This window comes from Bradyrhizobium sp. 27S5, assembly GCF_037217225.1.
Taxonomy (GTDB): Bacteria; Pseudomonadota; Alphaproteobacteria; order Rhizobiales; family Xanthobacteraceae; genus Bradyrhizobium; species Bradyrhizobium septentrionale.
On the sequence record NZ_CP147714.1, the window covers coordinates 358921 to 385279 of the forward strand.

Here is a 26359-nt window from a genome sequence, read left to right on the forward strand (position 1 = left end):
CGCTTCGCTTGCCCTGGACGACGCTGTGGGTGCAGCGCCGTCTACTTCGCGTCCGCGCTCGCGCCCACCGGCCGCACCGGATCGCCTTCGCGCAGCAGCGCGCCGGCGCGGGCGACGACGATGTCGCCTTCCTGGATGCCGTCGCGGATCTCGACCTGGCCGGCCGACATCAACCCGGTTTCAACCCGCCGCGTCTCGACCCGGCCGCCGCGGATCACCTGCACCACGGTGCCGGCGGTGGAATAGAGGATCGCGGTCAGCGGCACCGCGACGCCGCAGCTCTGCCCGGTCTTGATCTGCGCCCGTCCGCTCGAATTCACCAGCAGCCGCTTGTTGGCGCTGATGGCGACGAACACCTGGCCGAGCTGGCTGTTCGGCTCGATGGTCGGCGCGATCCGCCGCACCTTGCCGTCGACATCGCCGGCGCCGATGATCTTCAGCCGCGCGGTCTGCTCGGTCTTCAGCTTGGCGATGTCGCGGGTCGGCACCATGCCGACCAGATCGTATTCGCTCTTGGCGATGATCGAGAACAGCGCGTCCTTGCCGGAGGCCGGCGCGCCGACGATCGCCGACGACGCCGAGATCGTGCCCGCCACCGGGGCCGTGATGTTGGTCGAGTTGGTGCCGTCGGTCAGCTTCGCCAGCACCTGGCCGGCGGTGACGGTGTCGCCGGGATCGGCATTCACTTCCGCCACCTTCAGCCCGAACCGTTCGGGGCGGACCTGCTGTTCGTCGCGCGGCAGCACGATGCCGGACGCCTCGACGATATTGCCGAAGCAGAATTTTGAGGCCTTCAGCACCGTCACCGCCGCGCCCTTCGGCGCCGCGTCCGCCTCGCCCGCGGCAGAGGCGGGAGAGACGGCGAGCAGGACCAGCGCGGCGAGGGCCGTCATCGCTGCGTAGGATGGGTAGAGCGGCTTGTCCGCCGTAGCTCGAAGAGCGAAGGCGGAAGCGAAACCCATCAATTGCTTGAGGCGCAAAATCATCGGCAATTCATTCCCAAAATGAGGGCCTCCTGAATACCAGATGCGGCCTGGCCGGGCCAGCCGGCTGCACCGTGCCGGCCGCCGCGTTGGCGGCGCCGGCATCCGCGGCCAGCTGCAGCTTCGCCAATTCCTCGGCGCGCCAGATGTGGCGCAGAATCTCCGGGTTGATCCGTTCGGCATGCGTCACCGGCAGCATGTGGCCGGCGGCCGGCAGATGCCGCAGCTCGGCGCCATCAATCAGCAGGGCCAGCTTTGCGACAATGCGCTGCGTCACATAGGGCGACAGCCCGCCCGACAGCAGCAGCGTCGGCACACTCAAACCGCGCGCGGCGGCCGCCACCCGGTCCAGATCGAGCGCTGCATTGAAATCGTAGGGCAGCTTGTCGGCCTGCTCGATCATCCGCAGCCGCCCGCTTGGCGAGAACTGCTCGCGCGGGCCGGAGCCGGCCCAGAACGCGGTGAACGCCTCGACCGCCTCCATGACAGCGCCATCGAAAATATCCTGCGACACGATGTGCGCCGTGCGCGCGAAGCGCTCGTAGAGCCGCGCGTCGGCCGGCGAGTCGAGCAGCGTATGATCCGGAAAAGGGCGAAGCGGTTTTCCCTCGCGACAAACGCGGGACGCGTTTATGCGGGGATCATGCTCCAACAAAGAACTGTTGCGTGACGACGCATCACGCACAGCATGATCCGGAAAAGTGTGCAGCGGTTTTCCGACCGGATCATGCTCAAACAAAGAGCTCTTGCGTGACGACTCGTCACGCAAGAGCGTCGGCAACACCGGCTCGATCAGCGTCAGGCTGCGGATCCGCTGCGCATGCGGCGATGCCGTCGCCATCCGGAACGCGATCGCCCCGCCATAGGAATGCCCGATCAGATGGATCGGCCCCTCGGCCTTTGCGAGCCAGGGCTCGAGCAGCGCGATCTCGCCATCCAGCGTCCGCGGCCAGTCGCGCCCAATGGCAGCAACGCCATAGCCGGAAATATCCGGCGCCATGAACCTGTAACCACCGAGCGCGGCCGCCAGCTTCGTCCACTGCCGTCCCGACCCCAGCGAGCAGTGCAGCGCCACCACCGACGCCGCCTCAGGCGTCCCGTCCAAACCCGTCATCAAACCCATCCTGCTTGTTCTTGTTCTCAGCGACGCGCGCGTCGCGTCATGACGCGAACGGCGCGGGGGTTGGGTTATTCCTGGGACGGGCGGGAAGGGTCGTGATCGTGATCACGGACGCAGTCAGATTCACTGGATGTTGATCAGCGCGCGAATGATCGGACACAACGACTGAAGAGGAGGCGTTTTGCTTTCCACGGTCAATTCTGGTATTCGGAATTTGTCTTGGCTCTACCCCCAACTCAGCTCTACAACTTCCCCCGTCCCGCCCGGCAAGAGGGGCGTATCGCGATCGTCACGAACGTGCGGCGGGATGCGATGGACGTTGCGAGACGAAGCGCGTTAGCCGGCGGACGGTGAAGTCGTGTGGTTCTGGCGCCCCAGTTGCAGGTGCCCCCTAGCAAAACGCGCAAGCGTTTTTGCGACGGCGGTGACAAGCAAGCCCGGTCTCACCGGGAAGAGCACGAAGTAAGCCGTAACCCATTGCGCAGGGAAGGCCGGATGTTTCGGTTTCACCTGTGGCCCTACCTCCCGTGCTTTTTGTTGCACGGGACCCGCGGGTGCAATCGGCGCCCGGCCTTCCCTGCGCCCTCTCACGATCGAGGAGGGTGATTTGATCGCTCACTCGGGCGCAACGCGTCGCGAGGATGCGAACGCATATCCCTCACGCTGTTTGACAATGTTGATCCGGGACTAACGTGGCTCCGTCGCGCTGCCGCTCCGTCACCCTGAGGAGCGCGCTCTTGCGCGCGTCTCGAAGGGTCGACGGGCATGAGCGGGGCCGTGCATCCTTCGAGGCTCGCCCAGCGGCGCTGTTGCGCCGCAAGGCTCGCACCTCAGGATGACGGGATTGATAGCGGTGCGGACGCGACTACAGCAGCACTACCTCAGCGCACGATGCGCTTCACGCGCGCCTTCTTCTTGGCGATGGGGGCTGGCGCCAGTTCGGCCTCGGCGGCAGCCTGGGCCTCGCGCGCTTCGCGCAGCGCGCGCAGCCGCTCCATGTTCTTGCGGATCGCGGCGGCGTCGCGCTCGACCTCGGCGATGGCGCGGGCGCCTTCCTCGGCCGCCATCCGTTGGCGGTCGGCTCTTGCAAGGCTTGCGGGCGATGGAGCGGGCTTCCTGGCGTTCATCGGCATCCTCTCAAGGGCATGATTCCCCCGCGCAAGCGCGTCGCGTCTGTGTCCTGCGGCGCTTCTGTCTCGCCAAGCGGCGCGACGCAGCGTTCTCAGGGATCACGCGCAACAGCACATGCTAAAACCCGCCCAATCCGGGTGGATCGAGCGGGCAGCAACGTCATTCCAGTACATCCGTGGAATGACGAACCGGCATGATCTCCGCGCAAACGCTAGCGTTTGTCGCGAGCGAAAAGCGCGTCGCGCTTTCCGCCGTAATCATGCCCAAGCAGGAATCTCAGACGATCTGAAGATTCTCGGCGCTGGTCTTGCCGCGCATCTTGTCGGTCTTCAGCTCGAACGAGACCTTCTGTCCTTCAGCGAGGCCAGTCAGACCGGCACGCTCGACCGCGCTGATGTGAACGAACACATCCTTGCTGCCGTCGCTCGGCTCGATGAAACCAAAGCCCTTCTGGCCGTTGAACCACTTCACAGTACCTGTCGCCATCTTCTCTTCTCCAAAGCGCGTAAGCGCGTTTTTGCGCAATACTGCGCGTCACATCCATTCAACTGGCGATGTCTTTGGAGGAGGGCCGTTCTGGCCATTCAACAAGGCACAACGGCTAATCGAATGGCCCTAATATACACACTTTCCCCGCGAATGCAAGGTTTCGGCGGTAGCGGGTTCCCGCTGGCGGATGCGGCCGACGGGTCTCTCCTCGCAATTAGGACGGCGCGGTAGCGGCACGAACTCTCAAACCGTCACCCTGAGGAGCGCGAAGCGCGTCTCGAAGGGTCGACGGGCATCGGCGGGGCCGTGCATGCTTCGAGGCTCGCTCCGGTCGCACCTCAGCATGACGGGATTGGGTGGATGCGTCCGGTGAGGAGTGATGTGCGCGCCGGCTACTCCGCCGCCGCTTCCGCTGACGGCTCGCCCTTCCAGCTCAGAATCTCCGCGGCGAGGATCGGGTGATTGAATCCCTTCAGCACGAGGTCGTCGATGGCGCGGCCTTCGACATGGGGTTCGACGATGCCGTAGACGCGGCGGCTCACCACGATCTGGCCGGCCTTGGCCTCGCCGCACAGGCGGGAGGCGAGGTTGGTGACGCTGCCGATCGCGGCATATTCCAGCCGCTGCTCGAAGCCGACCTGGCCGAGCGTGGCGTAGCCGACCGCGATGCCGATGCCGAACCCCAGGCTATGCCCGCGGTTGCGCCAGCGCTCGGTCAGCGGGCCGATGGTGTCGCGCATCTCTATCGCCATCTTCACCGCGCGCAGCGTGTGGTCTGCGAGCAGGATCGGCGCGTTGAACAGGATCATCACGCCGTCGCCGGCATATTTGTCGAGCGTGCCTTCGTACTTGAAGATCAGCGTGCCGAGCGCCGCGTGATACTCGCGCAGTACGTTCATCGCCTCTTCCGGCTCGGTCGCTTCGGTGAAGGCGGTGAAGCCGCGCAGATCGCAGAACACCACGGTGACTTCGCGGCGGTGGCTGGCGAGCAGCCCCTCGGGACTCTCGGAGGAGGCGATCAGCTGCGCCACCTGCGGCGCCAGGAAACGTTCGAGCTTGCGGATGCGCTCGATCTCGGAAAGCTGGGTCTCGACGCGGGCCTCCAGCGACTTGTTCCAGTCCTTGAGCTCCTCGGTCTGCTCGCGGAGCTTGTCTGCCTGCTCGCGCACGGTGGAATGGGCCTGCTCCAGCGCGTGGCTCTTCTGGTCCACTTCAGTGAACAGCCGCGCGTTGCGCATCGCCAGCACCGCTTGGTGCGCAAAGGTCTTCATCAGGCCGATCAGGCTCGCGGGGAAATCGCCGGCCGCCTTGCGCAGCACCACCAGCGAGCCGAGCACGCCCTGCTGGTCGACCAGCGGTACCACCAGCACGGAGTGGAAGCCGGCGCCGACCACGACGTCGCGCAGCGGATGATCGCCCTCGCCTGTGAGATCGGGGAAAGCCAGCGGCTCGCCATTGGCCGCGGCTTCAGCAAGGGGGCTGTTCGCCGCATCGATCGCGCGATGGCGGCCCTCGGCCTCAGCGTGGATGCCGATCGATTGCGTCAGGTTGAAGCTGCGGTGCGCGGCGTCATAGCCATAGATCAGCACGGCGTCGGCATGGGTGATCTCGAGCGCGCGGGCGGCGACCGTCGGCAGCACCGCGTTGAGATCGAGCGAGGAGGCCACCGCGCGGCCGACCTCCTCGAGCACCTTCAGCTCGTTGATCGATTGCGCGAGGTCGCGGGTGCGCTCCTTCACCTTCCATTCGAGGTCGGAATAGGTTTCCGCAAGCTGCGAGGCCATGCTGTTGAACTGCCCGGCGAGCTCCTCCAGTTCGTCCGCGGTCTTGACCTCGATGCGATGGCCGAAGTCGCCGGCGCCGAGCCGTCGTGCGCCGGTGCGAAGAGCTGTGATCGGCACCAGCATGCGGCGCGCCAAAATCGTGCCGGCGATGATTGCGACCAGGAGGCCGAGCGCGATCAGCAGCGCGATGCGCACCAGCTGGTCGCGGATCGGGGAGAGCGCCTGCGACGTCGGTTGCTCGACAAACACGTGCCAGCCGAGATTCGGTACGGCGCTCGCCGTGGTCAGCACCGCGTTGCCGTTGATGTCGGTGCCGGAGGCGAGCCGCTTGCCGGCGGGCGACAGCACCGCGGCGACCTGCGGCAGCGCGGCGAGATCCTTGCCCGTCTCCGGGCCCTTCGACGAGCTCGCCAGCACGCGGCCCTTGGCGTCGACGACATAGGCAAAGGCGAGGCGGCCTATCTGGGAATCGCCGAAATAGTCGTTGAGAAAACGCAGGTCGATCTCGGCCACGGTGACGCCGGCGTTGAAGCCGGAATGCTGCTCGCCGATCGACATGAAGGGCCGCCCGTCGCGGAAAGTGGCCGGCGCGTAGGCGGTGCCGCGGCTCACTGCCTCGATGAAGCGGAGGTCGCGGGACAAGTCGGCGTTGGAGTTCACGGTGATGCTCTGGCGCGACAGCCGCAGCAGCTCGCGGCCCTGGCCGTTGATCAGCGTGAGCTGGCTCACCGCCGGCACCTGGCCGAGCAGCTGGGCATAGTCGGCGCGGCGCAGCTCGATGGTGTTGGAGGAGGCGCGGGTCACCCAGGAGATCTGGCGCTCGAGGTCGGAGATCGCCTGCTCGATGCGCTTGGCGGTGGCGTCCGCCTTCTCGCTCATCGCGTCGGTGAGCGTGCTCCTGATGCCGCGGTAGCTGATCCAGGTCTCGAGCGCGCCGTTGACCGCCAGCACGAACACGACAAGCCCGACCAGCGCGAGGACGTATTTGGCGAACAGGCCGCCGCGCAGGAACCAGATCTTGCCCTTGTCCGTCACCCCGTTCATCCAGCCTCGTCCGCCCCCTCGCAATCGGGTGCGCCGCATCATCCGGCGCTGTTTAGCACGGATCGGCGGGGCAGGGCGGAGCCTCCCGCCGCATGGTTAGCCCCGGATATTGGCGGGGGATATCCGGGAATATTCAGCGATTGAACAGCTGGCGCAGCACGTCGTTCATAGCCGGATTGTCGTGCTGCTCGGCGGTCGTGCCGGGCGGGGGATTGGGTGGCGGGGGTTGGTCGGCGGCCGGCGGTGCGTCGGGCGCGGATGGGGCCAAGTTGCGGCTCGGGCGGGACGCGTTGCCCTGGTTCATCGTGGAGAGGCCCTGCTGCAGCAGGTTGCCGATGGTCTCGCCAAGCTGTCCGCCGAGCGGGTTGCTCCGGCCGGCGCCGCCTGGAGGTTGGCCGGCGCCGGGCTGTGCGCCGGTTCCGCCGCCCTGCGCGCCGTTGAGGAGATTGCTCAGCCCGCTGAGGCCTTCGGTCAGACCTTGGCCATTCGCGCCGAACAGGCCCTTGCCCATCTCCTTGAGCTTGGCATAGGCGGCCTCAGGGTTGTCGAGGATGCCCTGCATCTCCGGATAGATCCGCGGGCTGACCCAGGGGCCCTCGACCATCACGGGAATGCCGAGGCCGGCCGGATTGCCGGCGCGGCCCTGGCCTTCGGTGGTCATCACGAGCTGCGGCTCGACGCGAAACCCGATCTGCCTTGTGTTGAGGTCGATGGTGCCGACCCCGGTCATCTTCACCAGCGGGCCGATCAGATTGAGATCGGTGGTGACGGCCTGGCCCTTGTCGATCTTGAACGACGCCGAGAGCTGGCTGAGGTCGGTCGACAGCGCCTCACTCTCCTGCCAACCCGACAAGGTGCTGGCGGTGAGGTTGCGGATCATCTGCGCGAGGTTGAGGCCGAGGATCTTGCCATCCTGGAACACGACGAAGGCCGTGCCGCCGAGATTGCCGACGATGGCGCGCTCGCTTCCGCCTTGCGAGGTCAGCGCGATCTTGGCCTGCATGCGTCCGTCGAGCTTGTCGAACTCGGCGAGGCTCTTCAGCACCGGCAGCGCGCGCACCCCGGCGAGATCGAGCCGCAGCGCGTAGGTTGGAGCAGCGCCCCTCGCGTCGATGGTGAGGTCGCCATTGGCGGTGCCCTCATAGGCGCCGAGATTGGTGAGCCGCCCCTTCAGCGCGCCGCTGTCGACCGAGGCATCGATTGCCGCGGACGCGAAGCGGCCGTCGCCGATCACGAGTTCGGCCGCCGAGATGCGCGCCTGCGCGTCGACATAGTTGAGCCCGCCAAGGTCGATCGAGGCGTTGCTCCAGCTGTTCGTGCCCAATGGCTGCGCGGCGCCGGACTGGCTCGGCGTCATCGCGATCGCAATGCGCTGGAAGTCGAGATCGAGCTTCACCAGCGGCTTGTTGCTGGCGAAGTCGACCGAGGCCCAGCCGGTGAAGCCGCCGTCGCCGAGCGTGCCGGACACGCCGTTGAACATCACGACCGTGCCGTTCAACCTCAGCTCGGCATTCGCCTTGATCGCCGCGGGCAACAGGCCCGGCGCATCGATGTTGAATTCGGCCGGCACGCTCTGACGCTCGAGCGGCGCTTGCGGTGTGGTCGCGCGGATCTCGAACTTCAGCGGCTTGTCGCTCGCGCGCGCGTCACCCGTGACCACGATCTTGCGGTCGGCGCCGATGGTCGCGTCGGCGTTGAGCATCTCGATCCGGTTCTCGATCCGATCGCGCACATTGGAAAACACGATGGTGCCGCCGCTGACGCTGACATGCCGGATCGTGATGCCGCCATTGTCGGACGCAGCAGACTTCGCCGGCGGATTATGGTCGCGGGTGCGCTCGCGCTGCAGCGGCAGGTTGATCACAGGCTTGGCGATGACGAGGTCGGTGATATCGGGCTGGCCCGACCACAGGCTCGACAGCGTCATCTTGGCTTCGACGCTGGCAGCGGCGAACCGGTTGTTGATCTCGCGCTCCCGCGGGTCCTGCAACACGACGTCGCTCAGCGTCACATTGACGGTCGGCCAGAGGCCAATCTTGGCGCCGCCATTGATCGCGAGCTTGTAGCCGGTCTCGCGCTCGACCCGCTCGGTGATACCAGAGGTGAGGAAGGTGGTCGGAATCCCGACCGCCGCCACCAGCGCGATGATCACAATCACGGCAGCAATGGCGGCCCCGGCAAATCTCAGTGCTCTCATGTCGTCGTTCCAGGCCGGGCAAGCGGGGTTCCGCCGCGGAAAAGCACGGCCGATCGCACGAGATTATCCCGCAAACGGGACCTCGCTCCAATGAGGCGAAAAATAATCCGTTACCAGCATGAACTTATGTGACCTCTCACACACTCCCATGAGGGTGATTTTTGCTAACCGAGCGTCTTGGATCGATTTGGAAGGCAGTACAATGAACAAACAGGCCGAATTTGCGGTCATTCTAAAGATGAACCCGATGTTCGCCGATCTCGGTGCGGACGAGTTGCAGCGGCTTTCGGGCCTCTGCCACACCCAGCAGCTCTCGGCCGGCGAGGTGTTGTTCCAGAAAGGCGATCCCGGCGACGCCCTGTTTGGGGTCCGCCGCGGCCAGATCCGGATCGAGACCGGGGCCTCCGACGGCAGCCGGCTCACGCTGAACTTCATGGGATCCGGCGATCTGTTCGGCGAAGTCGCCGTGCTCGACGGTCAGGACCGCACCGCGGACGCGACCGCGGGCGAAGCCAGCGAATTGTTCGTGTTGCGGCGGGAAGATTTCCTCAGCTTCCTCGAGCGCGAGCCGAAGGTCGCGGTCAGGTTGATCGAATTGCTGTGCCAGCGCATCCGCTGGCAGAGCGAGCGGATGGAAGAATCCGTGCTGCAGCCGTTGCCGGTCCGCCTCGCACGCCGGCTGTGCGCACTTGCCGAGGATTTCGGCTCCGAGGTACACATCTCGCAGGAACAGCTCGGCATCTTCGTCGGCGCCGCGCGCGAAAGCGTCAACCGGCAGCTGCAGACCTGGCGCAAGGACGGGATCGTCGACCTGCAGCGCGGCCGGATCATGCTGCACAACATGACTAAGCTGACGGCGGTCGCGCGCAACGACTAAGCGGATGCCTGCAATGTGCGCGCGAGGACCGCGAATGTCTCGCGCGCGCTGCTTCTCCTGCCCAAAAGACTTGCTTGCGGGAACAGGCCGGAGTCGCTTTCATTGCAGCCGGTCCTTGGGGTGACACCCAGCCTTGCTGGCCTCACGCCATCCACCAGCAACCCCTGCGGTCTCTTCCCGTGACCGCAGGGGTTTTGCGTTCCTGGCCATCGGCGCGACCGCGTCATCGTCCTGCAGAACGGCAGATCATCGAGAAAAACACTGCGGCGGAAGCCCGCATGCGCCGCAGCGGGCATCAATTCAGGCATCGACGTGGTATAGACCGACCAAAGGGAGTCGGTCATGGACAGCCAGAACACCGACGGCAAGCCGCCGGTCAAGTCGCAGGAGGATCTGCGCGCGCATTTCGGGCAAGTGAGCCCACTCGCGGAGAAGAAGGTCCTCAATCATCTCGACAAGTTCTGCCGCGACTTCATCGCACTGTCGCCGTTCCTCGTCATCGCCACCAGCGACGGCAAGGGCCATGCCGACGCCAGCCCGCGCGGTGATGCGCCGGGCTTCGTCTCCGTGATCGACGACAAGACGCTGCTGATCCCGGACCGGCGCGGCAACAACCGGGTCGATACGTTCGGCAATATCCTGGCCTCGCCCGGGGTCGGGCTGATCTTCCTGGTGCCCGGCATCAACGAGACGCTGCGCGTCAACGGGCGGGCGGAGATCTCGCAGGAGCCGGATCTACTGACTCCGCTCACGGTGCAGAACGTCACGCCGATCATCGGCGTGAAGGTGCATGTCGATGAGACCTACTTCCATTGCGGCAAGGCGCTGATGCGCTCAAAGCTCTGGAATCCCGCCACGCAGGTCGAGCGCCACAGTTTCCCGACGCTCGGCCGGATCATCGCCGAGCAGACCACCGCCGTCGAAGTCGAGGTCGCCGAGAAGGCGATGGAAGAAGCCTATCGCACGAGGCTTTACTAGACCGCGATGAAGTTGGGTTAGAACGTCATCGCGCTCACTCCGCGGCGGGTGAGATCATGCTCGGCGGGCCGGGCTTCTTGGCTTCGTCGGCCGGGTGCTCGCTCGGGGTCAGCTCGTGGTCGGCGTGGGAGACGACGAGCCGCTTGCCGAAGCGCCAGATCAGGCTGCCGATATCGTCCATCACCATGAACATCGCCGGCACGAACACCAGCGACAGCACGGTAGAGAAGATCAGGCCGCCGATCACCGCGAGCGCCATCGGCGAGCGGAATTCGCCGCCGGCGCCGAACGCAAGGGCCGACGGCATCATGCCGGCGGCCATCGCGATCGTGGTCATCACGATCGGGCGGGCGCGCTTCATGCCGGCGTCGATCATGGCGTCTTCGCGCACCTTGCCGTCGCGGATCGCCTCCACCGCGAACTCCACCAGCATGATGGCGTTCTTGGTGACGATGCCCATCAGCATCAGGATGCCGATCCACACCGGTGTGGTGAGCTGCTTGCCGGTCAGCAGCAGCGCGCCGATCGCGCCCCCGATCGAGAGCGGCAGCGAGAACAGGATGGTGATCGGCTGCAGGAAGGTGCCGAACAGCAGCACCAGCACGGCATAGACCATCATCAGGCCGGCGGTGATCGCGGTGGCGAAGCCGTCGGACAGTTCGGCGAGGCTCTCGGCGTCGCCGGACGGGCTGACCTTCACGCCCTTCGGCAGGCTCTTCATGACCGGCAGGTCGTAGATCAGCTTGGTAGCATCGCCGAGTGCGGCGTTGCCGACCAGGTCGGCGGCGACGGTGGCCTGCCGCTCGCGGTCGTAGCGGTTGATGCTGGTCGGGCCCTGGTCGAGCTGGATGTCGGCGACGACGGAGAGCGGCACGCCGCCGCGTTCGCCACGCTGGCCGAGCGGCACGCGCAGCTGCTCCAGCATCTGCAGGTCGCTGCGCGCATTGTCCTCGAGCTGAACGCGGATCGGCACCTGGCGGTCGCCGGCGTCGAACTTGGCCAGCGCCGGGCCGACATCGCCGATGGTGGCGACGCGGATGGTCTGCGACAGGCTCTCGGTCGAGACGCCGAGCCGCGCCGCGAGCTCGGCGCGCGGACGGATGCGCAGCTCGGGCCGGTCGAGCGCGGTCTCCGAGATCACATTGGCGATGATCGGGATCCGCTTCATCTGCGTCGCCAGTTCGCTCGCGACATTGTTGACGATGTTGCTGTCGGTGCCGGTGACGACGAGCGAGATGGCGCGCAGGCCGTTCTCGTCGAGGAACCAGAACCTGATGTCAGGAACGTTCTCGAGCTCCTTGCCGATCGACAGTTCGAGCTCGCGCTGGGTGATCTTGCGGTCAGCCTTCGGCGTGTAGTTGATGATCAGCGCGGCGCGGCGCACTTCTTGCGTGCCCGGCGGCACGCGGCCGCCGTCGACGAAGATGCTCCTCACCTCGGGCCGCTTGCGCAAGCGCGCCACGATCTCCTCGGTCACCTTCTCGGTGTAGGCGAGCTGCGAGCCGGGCGGCAGCTCCATCGCGAGCAGCGAGCGCGCGGTGTCCTGCGCGGGCAGGAAGCCCTGCGGCAGCAGCGTGATGCTCCAGATCGACGCGGCAAAGACCGCAAAGCCGATCAGCACCGTGATGTAATGGTGCTTCACCGACCAGGCGACGAGGCTGTGATAGCCGCGCAGGATGGGGCCGGGCGGCGGGTCGTCGTGGTCATGGTGCTTGAGGAAATAGGCGGCCAGCACCGGCGTCACGAAGCGCGCGGCGAGCAGCGAGAAGAACACCTGCACCGACACGGTGATGCCGAACTGCTTGAAGAACTGTCCGGCGATCCCCGACATGAAGCTCGCCGGCGCGAAGATCGCGATGATGGTGAGCGAGATCGCGATCACCGCAAGGCCGATCTCGTCGGCCGCTTCGAGCGCGGCACGATAGGGCGACTTGCCCATCCGCATGTGGCGGACGATGTTCTCGATCTCGACGATGGCGTCGTCGACCAGAATACCGGTCGACAGCGTGATGGCGAGGAAGGAGACCAGGTTGAGCGAGAAGCCGAGCAGGTCCATCGCCCAGAATGCCGGGAAGATCGACAGCGGCAGCGAGACCGCCGCGATGATCGTGGCCCTGATATCACGCAGGAAGAGCAGCACGATGATGACGGCAAGGATCGCGCCCTCGAACAAGGTCGAGATCGCGGCTTCGTAATTGCCCTTGGTGAACTCGACCGAGGTGTCGATCAGCTTGAGGTCGACGTCGGGATAGGCCACCTTGAGCGCGTCGATCCGCTTCTGCACCGCGGCTGCGACCACCACATCGCTGGCGCCCTTGGAGCGCTTGATGCCGAGCGCGACCACCGGCTCGCCGTTGAAGCGGGCGAAGGTGCGCCGGTCGGCGATGGTGTCGGTGACGGTGCCGAGGTCGTCGAGCCGGATCTCGCCACCGCCGAACAGCGGAATCATCGTGCCGGCAAGCTCGTTCAGCGTCTTGGCACCGGCCAGCGTCCGGATCGCCTGGTCGTTCTTGCCGATCTCGGCGCGGCCGCCGGCGACGTCGACATTGGTGCCGCGCAGGATCTGGCTGACATTGACCGCGGTGAGTCCCACCGCCTGCAGCTTGTCGGGATCGAGCGAGACCAGGATCTCGCGCTCGACACCGCCGATGCGCTCGACCTGGGCGACGCCGCGGACGCCCTGCAGCGCGCGCTTGACCACGTCGTCGACGAAATAGGAGAGCTGCTCCGGCGTCTTGCCGGGTGAGATCGCGGCATAGGTCACGATCGGCAGGCCGATGACGTCGACGCGCTGGATCAAAGGCTCGGTGACGTTCTGCGGCAGGTTGGCGCGGACCCGCGTCACCGCGTCCTTGACGTCGTTGAGCGCGCGGTCGGTGTTGGTCTCCAGCGCGAACTGGATCGTGGTCACCGACAGGCCGTCGGTGATCGATGAGGAGATGTGGCGCACGCCCTCCACGCCGGAGACGCCGTCTTCGATCGTCTTGGTGACCTGCGATTCAAGTTCGGACGGCGCGGCGCCGAATTGCGAGACCGCGACCGAGATCACCGGAATGTCGGCGCTCGGCAGCCGCGTCACCGCGAGCTTGGTGAAGGAGACATAGCCCAGCACGAGCAGGATGATCGAGAAGACGATCGAGGGAAGCGGGTTCCGGATCGACCATGCCGAGATGTTCAAAGCCATTAGCGTGCCCGATTACCGTGTCCGAGTGCGATCGAGTTCGTCGGCGAACATGGTCTTGATCTGGTCGCCGTCATGCAGCGAGGTGCCAGCATCGGCCACGACGATTTCGCCGACGTCGAGGCCTTCAAGAATTTCGGTCGAGGTGTCGGAGGTCAGCCCGACGCGCACCCGGCGGGTCTCGACCGTGTTGCCCTTCACGACCTGCAGGGTCAGGCGGTCGATCGCGGTGCGCGGCACCGCGACGCCGCAGGAGCGCTTGGCGTCGATATTGGCGCGCGCGAACATGCCGACCTTCAGCGTCGGATTGTTGTTGATGGTGATGCGGACGTGCCCGAGCTGGGTGGCGCGGTCGATCTGCGGCGAGATCAGTCGGACCTTGCCGACCATGTCGGGCGCATCGTCGCGGCTGATCCGCACATTGGCGCCGGGATTGAGCTTCAAGAGCTGGAAGCCCGGTACCTCGGCGTCGAGCTCGATCTCGTTGTTGATCGAGATCTTGAACATCGGCGGCGCCTGCGGTGAGGCCGGCGCGCCGGGTGCGGTGCGCACCTCGGTGACAAGGCCGGCCGCCGGCGCGCGCAGCACGATCGGCTTGGCGTTGCCCTGAGCGGCCTGCTGCGGCGGCGGGGTCAGCCGCGCCAGTTCCTGGTTCTCGGTCACGGTATCGCCCTCGCGGACCAGCACGTCGGTGACCTTGGAGCCTTCCTGGTCGACATTCACCTGCGCCTCGCGGCGCGGCACGATGAAGCCGGTGACGCGGACCATGTCGGAGAAGCAGGCATTGGTCGACTTCGTCACCACCACCAGCGCCTGGCCCGGCGTCTCTTTCTCCTCCGGATGGGAGCGGTGCTCGAACGCGTAATAGGCGACAGCGAGGATGATGACAAACAGCGTGCCGAGCGCGGGCTTGAGGTACTGGGAAAAATTCATCACCGGATCAATCCAGAACTTGTCGCGCCAGAACGTGTCGCGCCATGGGTATTCGTCGAAGTCTCATCCCGCTCGCCATCATATTGCCTGAGCCTGCGAAAGGCCGGTGTCCATTGTTGGGGATCATGCCCTGACGTCATGTGAGGCGGGTCACGTGTGGGCCGCTTTGGACCTCGGTCCAAAGCATTGACCCAAAAGCAAATGCGCCCCGCCGGGGTGCGGGACGCATTGTAACCGCAAAAAGGCGGTCCGCCACGCCCATCGCTTCCAGATCACTTGGAGGTCACTTGGAGGCGGTGGCCTTGTTTTCCATATTCACGACCTGCACGCGCCGGTTCACGTCCGCCATCGGGTGGCCTGGGTCCTTCAGCTTGCTCTTGCCATAGCCGACGGTGACGAGATCGGTGCCGTTGATGCCGTATTTGTCGACGAGATAGCGCTTGATGGCGTCGGCGCGGCGCTCCGAGAGGCCCTGATTGTACTCCTCGCCGCCGGCGGCGTCGGTGTGGCCAGCGACCACGAAGGTCGAGCCCTTCAGATCCTGATTGGTCAGGGCGCGGCCGAGTGCCTGCACCGACGTCAGCGATTTCGCGCTGATGTCGGCGGAGTTGTAGTCGAAGTTGATCTCGAGATCGATCTTGGGCTTGTCCTGGACGATGGTCGCGATTTCCTCGCGTTCGGCCGAGGACAGCGAGCGGGTGGCGCGGCCGCGGACGCTCTGCACGAATTTGGCCTGGTCGGCGTTCAGCTCGGGCGACGTGGTCTGCGGGCCGGCCGACAGGCCGCGGGTCAGCGACTTCTTGTCGGGCGTCAGCGCCTTGATGATCTGGTCCTCGGTGACGTTGTCACCGGCGCGGACGGCGGTCATGCCGAACGACAGCACGATGCCGGCGGTCATGATTGAAAGGATCGCGGCCTTTGCCGACGGCTTGAACATCTCGGTCCCCCTCCTGCGCGAGCTCGCGCGGTTCCAGGCAGTTATTCAGATTGATTGCCGGCAGCGGTGGCCGGCACGCACCCTCTGATTAGTCGCGCAATTCCATCAGCGGTTCGAGTCGCGGGCAGGCCTCGTTCGATTGGTCATTGCACGCCGTAGTCGGCGAATTCCTTGACGATATTCGGATCCATCGCCTTGGCGTTGGCGATGTCGAGATCGCCTTCCGCGACCGCGCCGTTGCGCTTTTTGGCAAGGCCGCGCCCGTACAGCGACGAGGTCAGCCGCGGGTTGATCTTCAGCGCAGCGTCGAAATCGGCGATCGCGTTCTTGTTCTGCCCGCCCTTCAGGTTCATCAGCCCGCGGCTGTCGAGCGCATCGACGAAATTCGGGCGCAGCCGCAGCGCCTCGTTGCAGTCCTTCAGCGCCGCCTGCAGGTCACCGATGACGGTGCGAACCCAGCAGCGGTTGTTATAGGCCTCGACGTCCTTCGGGTTCAGCCGCAGCGAATTGGTGAAATCCTTCACCGCGAAGTCGTAGGCACCCTTGCTGGCATAGACCTGGCCGCGTCGGTACAGCGCCGCCGCATCATCAGGGTTTTTGTCCAGCTTTTCGCTCAGGCTCTTGATGGTCGGATCGTCGGCAAGCACAGGCGAACTGCTCGGCGCGGGCGCCGGCTGGATCACCACCGGCGGGGGAGGCGCAGGTGGCGGCAGCGCGATCTCGGGCGCCTTTGGCGGGGGCGGCGGTGAGGTCGGCGCTGTGGCGACGGGCGGCTTCGGCGGCGCCGGTGCCGGCGTCGGCGCGGTTGCCGCGGGTGGCGTCGGCGTGGTTGCCGGAGGCGGCGCAGGCGGAGGCGAAACCGGTGGTGCGGCTGCCACCTCGGGCGACGGCGATGCGGCAGGCGCGGGAGCCGGTGCAGCGGTCGACGGCCCCGCCGCCGCGCCGCTCGGGCTGGCTGCGCCGCCTGGGATGGCTGCGCCGCCTGGAATGAACGAAAAATCCTCGGCGAGTGACGACGAGATCCACGGCACCTGTTCCTGGCGCGAGGCCCGGGTGACGCCGACGCGGGTGCGGTTCAGCGTTTCCTCCGCCATCAGGTCCGGGGTGCGGATCTCCTTCAAGAGTTCCCGCACGAACAGGCTGTGGTCGTTGCCATTGTCCGAGATGACGGACGACAGTGCCGCCGAATACATCACCAGCGTACCGTTGGGCGCGATCACGGGGGCGAGCCCGGCCGAGAAGCTGCGGAAACGGCGCTCGAACGGGTTGCGCCTCGAGGCGTCGACCAGGGCGATCTTCACCCCGGCGCCGCGGCTGTTGATCTCGCCGAGCACGGTCTCGAGGCTGAAACCGTCGCGGCGAACGTCGGCTTCGGCCCAGATCTGGGCATCGACCGGGATCATGTAGCTCTGCCGGTTCGACTGGATGCCGTAGCCCGAGAAGAAGATCAGGGCGACCGAGCCCGGCTTGATCCTGCCATAGAGCCTGTCGAAGGCGCGGCGCATGCCGTCGCCGGTCAGGTTCTCGCCGACCTCGACGGTGAAGCCATCGCGCTTGAGCTCGTCGGCGACGTCGCGCGCGTCGTTGATCGGCTCCTTCAGCGGCGCGTCGGCGTCGGGATATTTGGCGTTGCCGATCACCAGCGCGAAGCGGTCGCCGGCGGCGAAGGACAGGGTCGGCGACGCGATTGAAAAAATCAGCGTGGCGAGCAAGGCAAGGCGGATTTTCATAATCGCGGCAGATCCAGATCGCGGCTTCCAATGAAATGGCGCCGCTTCGAGCCTGCGCCTCGGGGACCTTACTCTAGAGCCATTTCCGTTCCGATGGAAATCGGAACGGGGCTCTAGATTCTTGTTTTGACGCGTTTTCTTGACGCGAACCGGTGGCCATCCCGCATCGAGTGCGGGACAGGCTTCGCTCGAAAACGCACTGGCGAAAACCCATTATCAAGCCACGGCTAAACTCCCGTCAACGGCTTGCGGCGCCATCGCTAATCGCGGCGGTGCTGGCGAGGCCGCAGTGCAACAGCCGCGATCATGGCCGCCATCGCCATCGTGGCATGGTGCAGGTTCCTGCGACCGGATAATGTGATTGCACTCACAGAGGCGCTCGCCCCTGTCATGCGCTCGTCGCACTTCGCGCGGTTTGACCTTTGCGCGAGGCGATGGCTTTGTGTCCGGGACGGCAACGTGCACAACAAGTCACGCAAACAAGAGCGAAACCGATGGGAAACGCCTACGAAATCTACGCCCTGCGCTATGCGACGATGTCGCCGCGCACCCCACACCTCAACTTCCTGGTGCCCGATCCGCACGACACCACCGCGCAAGACCTCGATTATTTCGTCTGGCTGATCCGCGGCCACGGCCGCGACATCCTGGTCGACACCGGCTTCAACGCCGAGGAGGCCAAGGCGCGCGCCCGCAAGCTGACGCTCAATCCGGTCGATGCCCTGGCCGGCTTCGGCGTCAGCGCCGATGCGATCCGCGACGTCATCGTCACCCATCTGCATTATGACCACGCCGGCAATCTCGATCGCTTCCCGAACGCCAGATTCCATCTGCAGGAACGCGAGATGAGCTACGCGACCGGCCGCTGCATGTGCAACGGCATGCTGCGCCATCCGTTCTCGATCGAGCATGTCACGCAGATGGTGCGTCATGTCTATGGCGAGCGCGTCACCTTCCATTCCGGTGACGGCGAGATCGCGCCCGGCGTCACCGTGCATCGGGTCGGCGGCCATTCCGATGGCCTGCAGGTGGTGCGGGTCGAGACCGCGCGCGGCCCGGTCGTGCTGGCATCCGACGCCGCGCATTACTATGCCAACCTGCACAAGCGCAGCCCGTTCCCGATCGTCTGCAATGTCGGCGACATGGCGCAGGGCTGGGAGACCGTCGAGCGGCTCGCCGGGCATCCGGACCGCTTCATCCCCGGCCACGATCCGATCGTCAGCGAGATCTATCCGCGCGCCAGCGACAAGGTCGATGCGTTCGCGCTGCATCTGGCGCCGTCGCGATCGTTCGCGAAATAGCCCCGCCGGTTTGGGGAGGGGTGCATGCACAGCACCTCAAGAAACGTCAAAAAGAAGAAGCGATATGACTGACACCAAGACTGCTGACTACAAGACTCTTGGGTTCATCGGCCTCGGCGTGATGGGCGAGCCAATTTGTCGCAACCTGGTCAGGAAAAGCGGCAAGCGCGTCGTCGTGTTCGACCTGTCGGCCGAACCACTGCAGCGGCTGCGCGCTGACGGCGCCGAGATTGCCGGCTCGGTCGCCGAAATCATCAGGCAGAGCGACGTGCTGTTCCTCTGCCTGCCGAGCGCCAAACATGTGCGCGCGGTGTTCGAGGGCGACGGCATCCTGAAGAATGTGCGGAGCGGCCAGGTGGTGGTCGATCTCGGCACGTCGTCGGTGAGCCAGACCCGCGATTTCGCCGGGCAGTTGCGGGCCAAAGGCGCGGCCTGGGCCGATGCGCCGATCGCGCGCACGCGGCAGGCGGCGCAGGACGGCACGCTCAGCGTGATGGTCGGCGCGGTGCCCGCGCTCTATGCGGCGATCGAGCCGCTGATCCGCTGTTTCGCCACCGACGTCACCCATTGCGGCGAGGTCGGCGCCGGGCAGGTGACAAAAATCCTCAACAACATGGTGCTGTTCGAGACCGTGAACGCGCTGGCCGAGGCCGTCGCGGTGGCGAAGCACAATGGCGTCGATCCGAAGCTGCTGCTCGATACCCTGTCGAAGGGCTCGGCGGACAGCTTCGCGCTGCGTAACCACGGCATGAAGGCGATCGTGCCGGGCGTGTTTCCCGAGCGCGCGTTCTCGACCGAATATGCGCTGAAGGATTTGTCCTACGCGCTGGAGCTGGCGGCCGACGCCGGCATCAATATCCGTGGCGCGGAGCTGATCGGCACGGTGTTGCAAGAGGCGATCGACAAGGGATCGAAGGACAATTACTTCCCTGTGATCGCCAAGCATATCGACAGGGCGTGACGGCTCCGTCATTGCGAGGAGCGTAGCGACGAAGCAATCCATCGTCCCGCATGCTCGGATGTATGGATTGCTTCGCTTCGCTTGCAATGACGCTGGAGGGAGCCGCGCACAGACATTCCATCACCGTCACCCTGAGGAGCGCGCTCTTGCGCGCGTCTCGAAGGGTCGACGGCCGCCAGCTGGGCCGATTCATCCTTCGAGGCTCGCTCCGCTCGCACCTCAGGATGACGGGTTTGTAGGCGTGCGCGTCGCGCCGGCCTAATACACATCCTTCGCGTCGGCCTCTTCGCTGGTCTGCACCAGCTCGAGGCTGGTCTCGATCTTGCCGAGCAGGCGTCCGAGATCACGGCGTTCCTGCGCGGACAGGCAGGAGATGATCTCCTGCTCCTTGCGCAGCAGGCGCGGGATCAGCTCTTCGTACAGCGCCTGGCCCTTTTTGGTCAGCTGCAGGCGGAATTCGCGGCGATCGTCGGCGTTCTCGACGCGCTCGACGATCTCGCGCTCCATCAGCGCCGACACCGCGCGGCTGATGGTGGACTTATGCGTGCGGGTGCAATGCGCGATGTATTGCGCGCTGCAGGGATCGCTGCGGAAGCCCAGCGTGGCGAGCACGCGCCATTCCGGAATGTCGAGGCCGTAGCGCGCCTGATATTCGCTCGATAGCGCCGAGCTCACCTCGGCCGCCAGCCGGTTGAGGCGGAACGGCATGAAGTGGAAGAGGTCGAGGCGCTTCTTTCCTGGCGCGGCATTGTCGCGCACGTCCGCGTCCACGGCGCTGCGCGGCCGGGCTGGAGGCTGGCTTGCAGAGGTCCTGGCCAAAAATCCCTCCAATTTGAGTTGACGGCGGCCCCGACTGGGGGTTTAAGATAGTTGCAAGTGAGACTAATTTAGCAAGGTCGCGGCCGACCCGCAAGGTCCTGGTCGCAAGCCAGTCACACAGAACCGCAGCCAAGGGCCGCGGCGCAAGGGAACATCCAGGGTCATACAATGGCAAACGCCAATACGGCACAGGCCAAAACCCAGTTCGGCTATCGCCGCCACCCCGACCAGGAGCGGTCGGGCGCCAACATCGCAGAGCATCCCGTCGTCGTGGTCGGTGCCGGACCGGTGGGGCTGTCGCTCGCGATTGACCTCGCGCAGCGCGGCCAGCGCGTGGTGCTGCTCGACGATGCCGACCGGATCGGCGAAGGCTCGCGCGCGATCTGCTTCTCGAAACGCTCGCTGGAGTTCTGGGACCGCCTCGGCGTCGGCGACCGCATGGTCGAGAAGGGCGTGGTGTGGAGCGTCGGCAAGATCTTTCACGGCGCCTCGCAGCTTTATCAATTCAACCTGCTTCCCGAAGAGGGCCACAAGCGGCCCGCCTTCATCAACCTGCAGCAGTTCTACGCCGAGGCCTATCTGGTCGACCGGGTCGAGCAGCTGCCCGGGATCGATCTGCGCTGGCGCAACAAGGTGATCGCGCTGGAGAGCCGCAATGATGGCGTCGCGCTGACCATCGCCACTCCTGAAGGCTCGTACCAGGTTCATGCCTCTTTCGTCGTCGCCTGCGACGGCGCCCGTTCCTCGCTGCGCCAGATGGTCGGTGCGGACTTTACGGGGCAGGTGTTCGAGGACCAGTTCCTGATCGCCGACGTCAAGATGACCGCGGCGTTCCCGACCGAGCGCTGGTTCTGGTTCGATCCGCCGTTCCATGCCGGACGTTCGGCGCTGCTGCACAAGCAGCCCGACGACATCTGGCGGATCGATCTCCAGCTCAATCCGGATGCCGATCCGGTGGCCGAGAAGCAGCCGGAGAATGTCCGGCCGCGGATCGAGCGCATGCTCGGGCATGACAAGTTCGAGTTCGAATGGATCTCGCTCTACAAGTTCCAGTGCCGTCGGATGGCAAAATTCATCCACGGGCGGGTGATCTTCGCCGGCGATTCCGCACATCAGGTCTCGCCGTTCGGCGCGCGCGGCGCCAATTCCGGGCTCGAGGATGCCGAGAACCTGGCGTGGAAGCTCGACCGCGTGCTGCGCCGGCTCTCGCCGGAAGGCCTGCTGGAGAGCTATCATATCGAGCGCAGCGCGGCGGCGGACGAGAACATCCGCGAGTCGACCCGCTCGACCGATTTCATGGCGCCGGCGACGAAACAGGAGGCGCGGCTGCGCCAGGCGGTGCTGTCGCTCGCAGAGGATACCGAGTTCGGCAAGCGCATGGTCAATGGCGGCCGGCTCTCGGTGCCGTCGGTCTATGACACGCCGCTGTCGAGCGGCGATCGCGACGACTGGCGCGGCGGTCCGCGGCCGGGCGCCTCGATGCTGGATGCGCCGGTGACCGAGCAGAGTGGCGGTTCCACCTATTTGACCGACGTTTTCATCAGGCAGGGAACGCGTTTCACGCTGCTGGAGTTTGGCAATGGCGCGGCTGCCGATGTCCCTGATGGCGTCGGCAGCATCCGGATCGGCGGTGAGGGCGGCCTTGTCGACACGCAGGGCCTCGCCGGCAAGCGCTACGATGCCGAGCCCGGCACCGCCTATCTGCTGCGGCCGGACGGCTACGTCGCGGCGCGCTTCCGCAACGCTGAGCGGCCGTCGCTCGATGCGGCGCTGGCGCGCGCCGCCGGCCTGAACTGAGGAGCGGTCATGGCGCTGTCGACCAGTTCGAATTTCGCAAAGCCCGATGACGCCTTCCGCGCCATCGTCGAGGCGCATCGCGGCCTCTCCGAGGCGCAGAGCGCCGATCTCGATGCCGCGCTGGTTCTGGTGCTCGCCAACCATATCGGCGATCTCGACGTGCTGCATGATGCGATCGCGCTGGCGAAGCGGCGGATGCTGGACGCGAGCCAGCAGCAACAACAGCAACAACAATAGACTGATCAAACGGACAGGATTGAACTGATGGCCAAAGGTTTTGCATCGACCACGGATCTCGCGGAAAAGAAGGTCACCTTCTCGGAGATCGGCACCGATCTCTACGCTTTCACCGCCGAGGGCGATCCCAACACCGCCGTCATTGTTGGCGAGGACGGCTGCCTGGTGTTCGACGCGCAGGCAACGCCGGCGATGGCGAACAAGGTGATCGAGCGGGTCAAGACCGTTACCGACAAGCCGATCAAATATGTCGTGCTGTCGCATTATCACGCGGTGCGTGTGCTCGGCGCTTCGGCCTACAAGGCGCAGGGCATCGTGGCCTCGCAGGAGACCTACCGGCTGATCCAGGAGCGCGGCCAGCAGGATTGGGATTCCGAATACGGCCGCTTCCCGCGCCTGTTCCAGGATGCCGCGAGCATTCCCGGCCTGACCTGGCCGACGCTGACCTTCGAAGGCGAGATGTCGATCTATCTCGGCAAGCGCGAGGTGCGGCTGATGCAGCTCGGCGCCGGCCACACCTCGGGCGACATCGTCGCCTGGGTGCCGGACGCCGAGGTGATGTTCTCCGGCGACCTGATCGAATATCACTCGGCCTGCTACTGCGGCGATGCGCATCTGCGCGAATGGCCAATGACCTTGAACGAGATCCGCGCCTTCAATCCGAAGGCAATCGCGCCGGGCCGCGGCGATGCGCTGAAGGGCCTGGAGACCGGGCGCGATGCGATTGCGATGACCCGCGATTTCGTCACCACGCTGTATGGCGCTGCCGAATCGTCCGTCGCCAAGGGCCGCACGCTGAAGGAATCGATGGCGGCGACGCGCGAGGTGATGGATCCGAAGTTCTCGAAGTTTGCGATCTACGAGCACTGCCTGCCGTTCAACGTTTCGCGTGCCTATGACGAGGCGTCCGGGATCGACGATCCCGTGATCTGGACCGACAAACGCGACCAGGAAATGTGGGCCGCCCTGCAAGGAGGAGGATAGAAATGAACATCAATACCTCGCCTGATCGGATCGTTCGCAGCTCGGGGCAAGTGACGCCGGGCTACATGTCCGGCTTCGGCAACAGTTTTGAGACCGAGGCATTGCCCGGCGCGCTGCCGATGGGGCGCAACTCGCCGCAGCGCTGCGCCTACGGGCTCTATGCCGAGCAGCTCTCGGGCTCGCCGTTCACGGCGCCACGCGGCACCAATGAGCGCTCATGGCTCTATCGCATCCGGCCGTCGGTGCGGCATTCCGGCCGCTTCGCCAAGGCCGACGCCGGGCTGTGGCGCACCGCGCCGTGCCACGAATACGACATGCCGATCGCGCAACTGCGTTGGGATCCGGCGCCGATCCCGAAGCAGGACATGACCTTCCTGCAAGGCGTGCAGACCATGACCACGGCAGGCGATGCCAACACCCAGGCCGGCATGGCGGCGCACATCTATCTCATTACCAAATCGATGGTCGATCAGCATTTCTACAATGCCGATGGCGAGATGATGTTCGTGCTGCAGCAAGGCAATCTGCGCCTCGTCACCGAATTCGGCCGCATCGATGCCGAGCCGGGCGAGATCGTGGTGATCCCGCGCGGCGTCAAATTCCGCGTCGAGATTCCCAATGGTCCGGCGCGCGGCTATCTCTGCGAGAACTACGGCGGCGCGTTCACGCTGCCGGAGCGCGGCCCGATCGGCGCCAATTGCCTGGCCAATTCGCGCGACTTCCTGACGCCGGTCGCGAGCTACGAGGACAAGGACACGCCGACCGAGCTCTACGTGAAGTGGGGCGGCGCGCTGTTCAAGACCACGCTGCCGCATTCGCCGATCGACGTGGTCGCCTGGCACGGCAATTACGCGCCCTACAAATACGACCTGCGCACCTTCTCGCCGGTCGGCGCGATCGCGTTCGATCATCCCGATCCCTCGATCTTCACGGTGCTGACCTCGCCGTCGGAGACTGCGGGCACCGCGAATATCGACTTCGTGATCTTCCCGGAGCGCTGGATGGTGGCCGACAACACCTTCCGCCCGCCGTGGTACCACATGAACATCATGTCCGAGTTCATGGGCCTGATCTACGGCGTCTACGACGCCAAGCCGCAAGGCTTCGTGCCCGGCGGCATTAGCCTGCATAACATGATGCTGCCGCACGGCCCCGACCGCGAAGCCTTCGAACACGCCAGCAACGGCGAGTTGAAGCCGGTGAAGCTGACCGGCACGATGGCCTTCATGTTCGAAACCCGCTTCCCGCAGCGCGTGACGCAGCACGCCGCGACGTCGGCGACGCTGCAGGATGATTACTCGGATTGCTGGAAGGGGTTGGAGAAGAAGTTCGACCCGAACAAGCCGTGATGCTTGCCCTCTCCCCTTGTGGGAGAGTTTTAGAATGAAAGAAGTCCTATAAAATAGGGCATTTCCCGTAATTACAATAGCTTACGAGCTATCAGAGCTTGAATTTCAGGTGACATTTCAGGTTACATCCTTTGCGGTGGTCCTTTGCCGCAAAGGAGATCAATCGACATGCCCGCCAAACATCCGCATCTGCTCGCCAATGACGGCTGGTGGCACTTCTATCGCCGCGTGCCGAAGCGCATGGCGGAGTTGGACAAGCGCCACGCGGTGAAGAAGGCGACCAAGATCAGGGTCGCCGACGATCCGAAGGCGCTCAAGGCCACCAAGGCCGTGATCATCTTGAATGACGGGCTAGAGGCCGACTGGCGCGACATGATCGCCGGTCGCAACGACGCGGCCCGCAGTCATCTGCGCGAGGCCGCCAAGCGCGCGCAGCAGTTTGGCTTCGGCTATCACACTGCGAGCGAGATTGCCGAGCGCCAGCTTGACGAAATCCTCAAGCGCATCGATCAGTTCGGCAACGGTGCCAGCATCGATGAAAAGGTGGACCGCATTGCCTTGGTCGGCGGCACGGGCCGCGCCACCGTCATGCTCTCTCAACTGCCTGCCGAACTCCAATCGCTCAAGGCCACCGAGATCAGAGGCAAGTCGCCGCAACAGTTGAAAAAGTGGCGCGCATCGAGAGACGCTCCGGTCAATCGATTGACCGGCGTCATCGGCGACAAGGACATGCTGGCGATCACGCGCGACGACGCCAAGGCATTTCGCGAGTGGTGGTCAACGCGCATCACCGAGGAGGACTTGACCGAGGAAGGCGCGCGCAAGGACATCAACGCGCTTTCGGCCATGATCGCCGAAATCTGCAAGCGCGATCAGTTGACCGACCCGAAAATCTTTTCCGGTCTCGGCTTCAGGCGCAGCAAGGGCAAGCGCATCGCCTTCGACATCGACTTCGTCCGAACCGTGATCCTGAAACCGGGTGCGCTCGACGGCATGCCGCAGGTGGCTTTCGACATCCTGATGGTGTGCATCGAAACCGGCGCGCGCGTGTCCGAGATCGTCAACCTGCAACGGCAGCACATCAAGCTGATGCACAACATCCCGCACATCGCGATCAGGGATGACGGTCGAGAGGTGAAGACCAAGAACGCCATCCGCGAGGTGCCGCTGGTCGGCATCGCGCTGGAAGCCATGCGGCGCAACCCGAATGGATTCCCCGACTATTACGACAACGCCAACGAGGCATCGAAGGCGATCAACAAATGGCTGAAGGCGTTGCAGCCTGACGTCAACGAAGATGACGGCGACCGCTTCAAGACGCTGCACTGCCTGCGCCATACCTTCAAGGATCGGCTGCGCGCTGTCCGCGCCGAGGATGAAATGAAGGTGGCGCTGATGGGCCACGACACCGGCAGCACCGGCAACACGCCGGACTATGGCGAGGGCTATTCATTGCAGGCCAAGCTCGCCGTCGTACACCAGATCGCTTTCCCGGTTGCCCGGTTGATCGCGCAGGCTGCGGCTTGA

20 protein-coding genes are annotated in these 26359 nt (G+C 65.2%); 9 read left to right on the forward strand and 11 right to left on the reverse strand.

Features of this window, described 5'->3' with window-relative positions; translation table 11 throughout:
• Positions 1–41 precede the first annotated feature (41 nt).
• From WDM24_RS01760 to WDM24_RS01785, 6 genes are all read right to left on the reverse strand, one after another.
• Positions 42–893 (reverse strand): efflux RND transporter periplasmic adaptor subunit, encoded by an 852-nt coding sequence (locus tag WDM24_RS01760; protein WP_338832557.1) that lies wholly within the window; start codon positions 891–893, stop codon positions 42–44.
• A gap of 100 nt (positions 894–993) precedes the next feature.
• Positions 994–2097 carry an alpha/beta fold hydrolase gene (locus WDM24_RS01765; RefSeq protein ID WP_338830218.1) on the reverse strand — a complete coding sequence of 368 codons (1104 nt, stop codon included), beginning with the start codon at positions 2095–2097 and terminating at the stop codon, positions 994–996.
• Positions 2098–2984: 887 nt separating this feature from the next.
• Positions 2985–3230 (reverse strand): hypothetical protein, encoded by a 246-nt coding sequence (locus WDM24_RS01770; protein ID WP_029084279.1) that lies wholly within the window; start codon positions 3228–3230, stop codon positions 2985–2987.
• A 280-nt stretch (positions 3231–3510) separates the two neighbouring features.
• Positions 3511–3720 carry a cold-shock protein gene (locus tag WDM24_RS01775; RefSeq protein ID WP_029084280.1) on the reverse strand — a complete coding sequence of 70 codons (210 nt, stop codon included), beginning with the start codon at positions 3718–3720 and terminating at the stop codon, positions 3511–3513.
• A 395-nt stretch (positions 3721–4115) separates the two neighbouring features.
• The gene (locus WDM24_RS01780; RefSeq protein ID WP_338830219.1) at positions 4116–6551 is read right to left on the reverse strand and encodes an adenylate/guanylate cyclase domain-containing protein; all 2436 of its coding nucleotides are present in this window, start codon (positions 6549–6551) and stop codon (positions 4116–4118) included.
• Between the two features lie 133 nt (positions 6552–6684).
• The gene (locus WDM24_RS01785) at positions 6685–8748 is read right to left on the reverse strand and encodes an AsmA family protein (protein WP_338830220.1); all 2064 of its coding nucleotides are present in this window, start codon (positions 8746–8748) and stop codon (positions 6685–6687) included.
• Positions 8749–8950: 202 nt separating this feature from the next.
• Here WDM24_RS01785 and WDM24_RS01790 point away from each other — a divergent pair, with 202 nt between their 5' ends.
• Together WDM24_RS01790 and WDM24_RS01795 are read left to right on the forward strand one after the other, a co-directional pair.
• Positions 8951–9625: a Crp/Fnr family transcriptional regulator gene (locus WDM24_RS01790; RefSeq protein ID WP_166299930.1), complete on the forward strand. Its 675-nt coding sequence runs from the start codon at positions 8951–8953 to the stop codon at positions 9623–9625.
• A 342-nt stretch (positions 9626–9967) separates the two neighbouring features.
• Positions 9968–10603, forward strand: a complete 636-nt coding sequence (locus WDM24_RS01795) for a pyridoxamine 5'-phosphate oxidase family protein (protein ID WP_338830221.1) — start codon at positions 9968–9970, stop codon at positions 10601–10603.
• Between the two features lie 34 nt (positions 10604–10637).
• On the opposite strand, the gene WDM24_RS01800 is transcribed toward WDM24_RS01795, so the two are convergent.
• The 4 genes from WDM24_RS01800 to WDM24_RS01815 form a co-directional block, all read right to left on the reverse strand.
• Positions 10638–13787: an efflux RND transporter permease subunit gene (locus WDM24_RS01800; RefSeq protein ID WP_338830223.1), complete on the reverse strand. Its 3150-nt coding sequence runs from the start codon at positions 13785–13787 to the stop codon at positions 10638–10640.
• A 12-nt stretch (positions 13788–13799) separates the two neighbouring features.
• Positions 13800–14717 (reverse strand): efflux RND transporter periplasmic adaptor subunit, encoded by a 918-nt coding sequence (locus WDM24_RS01805; protein WP_338832558.1) that lies wholly within the window; start codon positions 14715–14717, stop codon positions 13800–13802.
• Positions 14718–15000: 283 nt separating this feature from the next.
• Positions 15001–15654, reverse strand: coding sequence for an OmpA family protein (locus WDM24_RS01810; RefSeq protein WP_338830224.1), 654 nt, complete (start codon positions 15652–15654; stop codon positions 15001–15003).
• 143 nt (positions 15655–15797) lie between these two features.
• The gene (locus WDM24_RS01815; protein ID WP_338830225.1) at positions 15798–17384 is read right to left on the reverse strand and encodes a caspase family protein; all 1587 of its coding nucleotides are present in this window, start codon (positions 17382–17384) and stop codon (positions 15798–15800) included.
• Between the two features lie 494 nt (positions 17385–17878).
• On the opposite strand from WDM24_RS01815, the gene WDM24_RS01820 reads away from it, so the two are divergent.
• Together WDM24_RS01820 and WDM24_RS01825 are read left to right on the forward strand one after the other, a co-directional pair.
• Positions 17879–18685: an N-acyl homoserine lactonase family protein gene (locus WDM24_RS01820; RefSeq protein WP_338830226.1), complete on the forward strand. Its 807-nt coding sequence runs from the start codon at positions 17879–17881 to the stop codon at positions 18683–18685.
• A 64-nt stretch (positions 18686–18749) separates the two neighbouring features.
• Positions 18750–19646, forward strand: coding sequence for an NAD(P)-dependent oxidoreductase (locus tag WDM24_RS01825; RefSeq protein WP_338830227.1), 897 nt, complete (start codon positions 18750–18752; stop codon positions 19644–19646).
• A gap of 258 nt (positions 19647–19904) precedes the next feature.
• Here the strand turns inward: WDM24_RS01825 and WDM24_RS01830 are convergent, their stop codons facing one another.
• Positions 19905–20465 (reverse strand): MarR family winged helix-turn-helix transcriptional regulator, encoded by a 561-nt coding sequence (locus WDM24_RS01830; RefSeq protein WP_371261162.1) that lies wholly within the window; start codon positions 20463–20465, stop codon positions 19905–19907.
• A 168-nt stretch (positions 20466–20633) separates the two neighbouring features.
• Here WDM24_RS01830 and WDM24_RS01835 point away from each other — a divergent pair, with 168 nt between their 5' ends.
• The 5 genes from WDM24_RS01835 to WDM24_RS01855 all read left to right on the forward strand — a co-directional run bounded on the left by WDM24_RS01835 (position 20634) and on the right by WDM24_RS01855 (position 26359).
• Positions 20634–22262 (forward strand): FAD-dependent oxidoreductase, encoded by a 1629-nt coding sequence (locus WDM24_RS01835; RefSeq protein ID WP_338830228.1) that lies wholly within the window; start codon positions 20634–20636, stop codon positions 22260–22262.
• A gap of 9 nt (positions 22263–22271) precedes the next feature.
• Positions 22272–22499 (forward strand): DUF2783 domain-containing protein, encoded by a 228-nt coding sequence (locus WDM24_RS01840; protein WP_166299912.1) that lies wholly within the window; start codon positions 22272–22274, stop codon positions 22497–22499.
• Positions 22500–22526: 27 nt separating this feature from the next.
• Complete coding sequence (locus tag WDM24_RS01845) at positions 22527–23483, forward strand: MBL fold metallo-hydrolase (protein WP_166299910.1); 957 nt, start codon at positions 22527–22529, stop codon at positions 23481–23483.
• Between the two features lie 2 nt (positions 23484–23485).
• Positions 23486–24832: a homogentisate 1,2-dioxygenase gene (hmgA, locus tag WDM24_RS01850; RefSeq protein ID WP_338830229.1), complete on the forward strand. Its 1347-nt coding sequence runs from the start codon at positions 23486–23488 to the stop codon at positions 24830–24832.
• Positions 24833–25000: 168 nt separating this feature from the next.
• Positions 25001–26359 carry a tyrosine-type recombinase/integrase gene (locus WDM24_RS01855; RefSeq protein WP_338830230.1) on the forward strand — a complete coding sequence of 453 codons (1359 nt, stop codon included), beginning with the start codon at positions 25001–25003 and terminating at the stop codon, positions 26357–26359.

Bases quoted from the DNA above. Each gene is read 5' to 3' on its own strand.
- WDM24_RS01760 (WP_338832557.1), bottom strand. From the start codon at position 893: ATGACGGCCCTCGCCGCGCTGGTCCTGCTCGCCGTCTCTCCCGCCTCT.
- WDM24_RS01765 (WP_338830218.1), bottom strand. From the start codon at position 2,097: ATGACGGGTTTGGACGGGACGCCTGAGGCGGCGTCGGTGGTGGCGCTG.
- WDM24_RS01770 (WP_029084279.1), bottom strand. From the start codon at position 3,230: ATGAACGCCAGGAAGCCCGCTCCATCGCCCGCAAGCCTTGCAAGAGCC.
- WDM24_RS01775 (WP_029084280.1), bottom strand. From the start codon at position 3,720: ATGGCGACAGGTACTGTGAAGTGGTTCAACGGCCAGAAGGGCTTTGGT.
- WDM24_RS01780 (WP_338830219.1), bottom strand. From the start codon at position 6,551: ATGAACGGGGTGACGGACAAGGGCAAGATCTGGTTCCTGCGCGGCGGC.
- WDM24_RS01785 (WP_338830220.1), bottom strand. From the start codon at position 8,748: ATGAGAGCACTGAGATTTGCCGGGGCCGCCATTGCTGCCGTGATTGTG.
- WDM24_RS01790 (WP_166299930.1), top strand. From the start codon at position 8,951: ATGAACAAACAGGCCGAATTTGCGGTCATTCTAAAGATGAACCCGATG.
- WDM24_RS01795 (WP_338830221.1), top strand. From the start codon at position 9,968: ATGGACAGCCAGAACACCGACGGCAAGCCGCCGGTCAAGTCGCAGGAG.
- WDM24_RS01800 (WP_338830223.1), bottom strand. From the start codon at position 13,787: ATGGCTTTGAACATCTCGGCATGGTCGATCCGGAACCCGCTTCCCTCG.
- WDM24_RS01805 (WP_338832558.1), bottom strand. From the start codon at position 14,717: ATGAATTTTTCCCAGTACCTCAAGCCCGCGCTCGGCACGCTGTTTGTC.
- WDM24_RS01810 (WP_338830224.1), bottom strand. From the start codon at position 15,654: ATGTTCAAGCCGTCGGCAAAGGCCGCGATCCTTTCAATCATGACCGCC.
- WDM24_RS01815 (WP_338830225.1), bottom strand. From the start codon at position 17,384: ATGAAAATCCGCCTTGCCTTGCTCGCCACGCTGATTTTTTCAATCGCG.
- WDM24_RS01820 (WP_338830226.1), top strand. From the start codon at position 17,879: ATGGGAAACGCCTACGAAATCTACGCCCTGCGCTATGCGACGATGTCG.
- WDM24_RS01825 (WP_338830227.1), top strand. From the start codon at position 18,750: ATGACTGACACCAAGACTGCTGACTACAAGACTCTTGGGTTCATCGGC.
- WDM24_RS01835 (WP_338830228.1), top strand. From the start codon at position 20,634: ATGGCAAACGCCAATACGGCACAGGCCAAAACCCAGTTCGGCTATCGC.
- WDM24_RS01840 (WP_166299912.1), top strand. From the start codon at position 22,272: ATGGCGCTGTCGACCAGTTCGAATTTCGCAAAGCCCGATGACGCCTTC.
- WDM24_RS01845 (WP_166299910.1), top strand. From the start codon at position 22,527: ATGGCCAAAGGTTTTGCATCGACCACGGATCTCGCGGAAAAGAAGGTC.
- hmgA (WP_338830229.1), top strand. From the start codon at position 23,486: ATGAACATCAATACCTCGCCTGATCGGATCGTTCGCAGCTCGGGGCAA.
- WDM24_RS01855 (WP_338830230.1), top strand. From the start codon at position 25,001: ATGCCCGCCAAACATCCGCATCTGCTCGCCAATGACGGCTGGTGGCAC.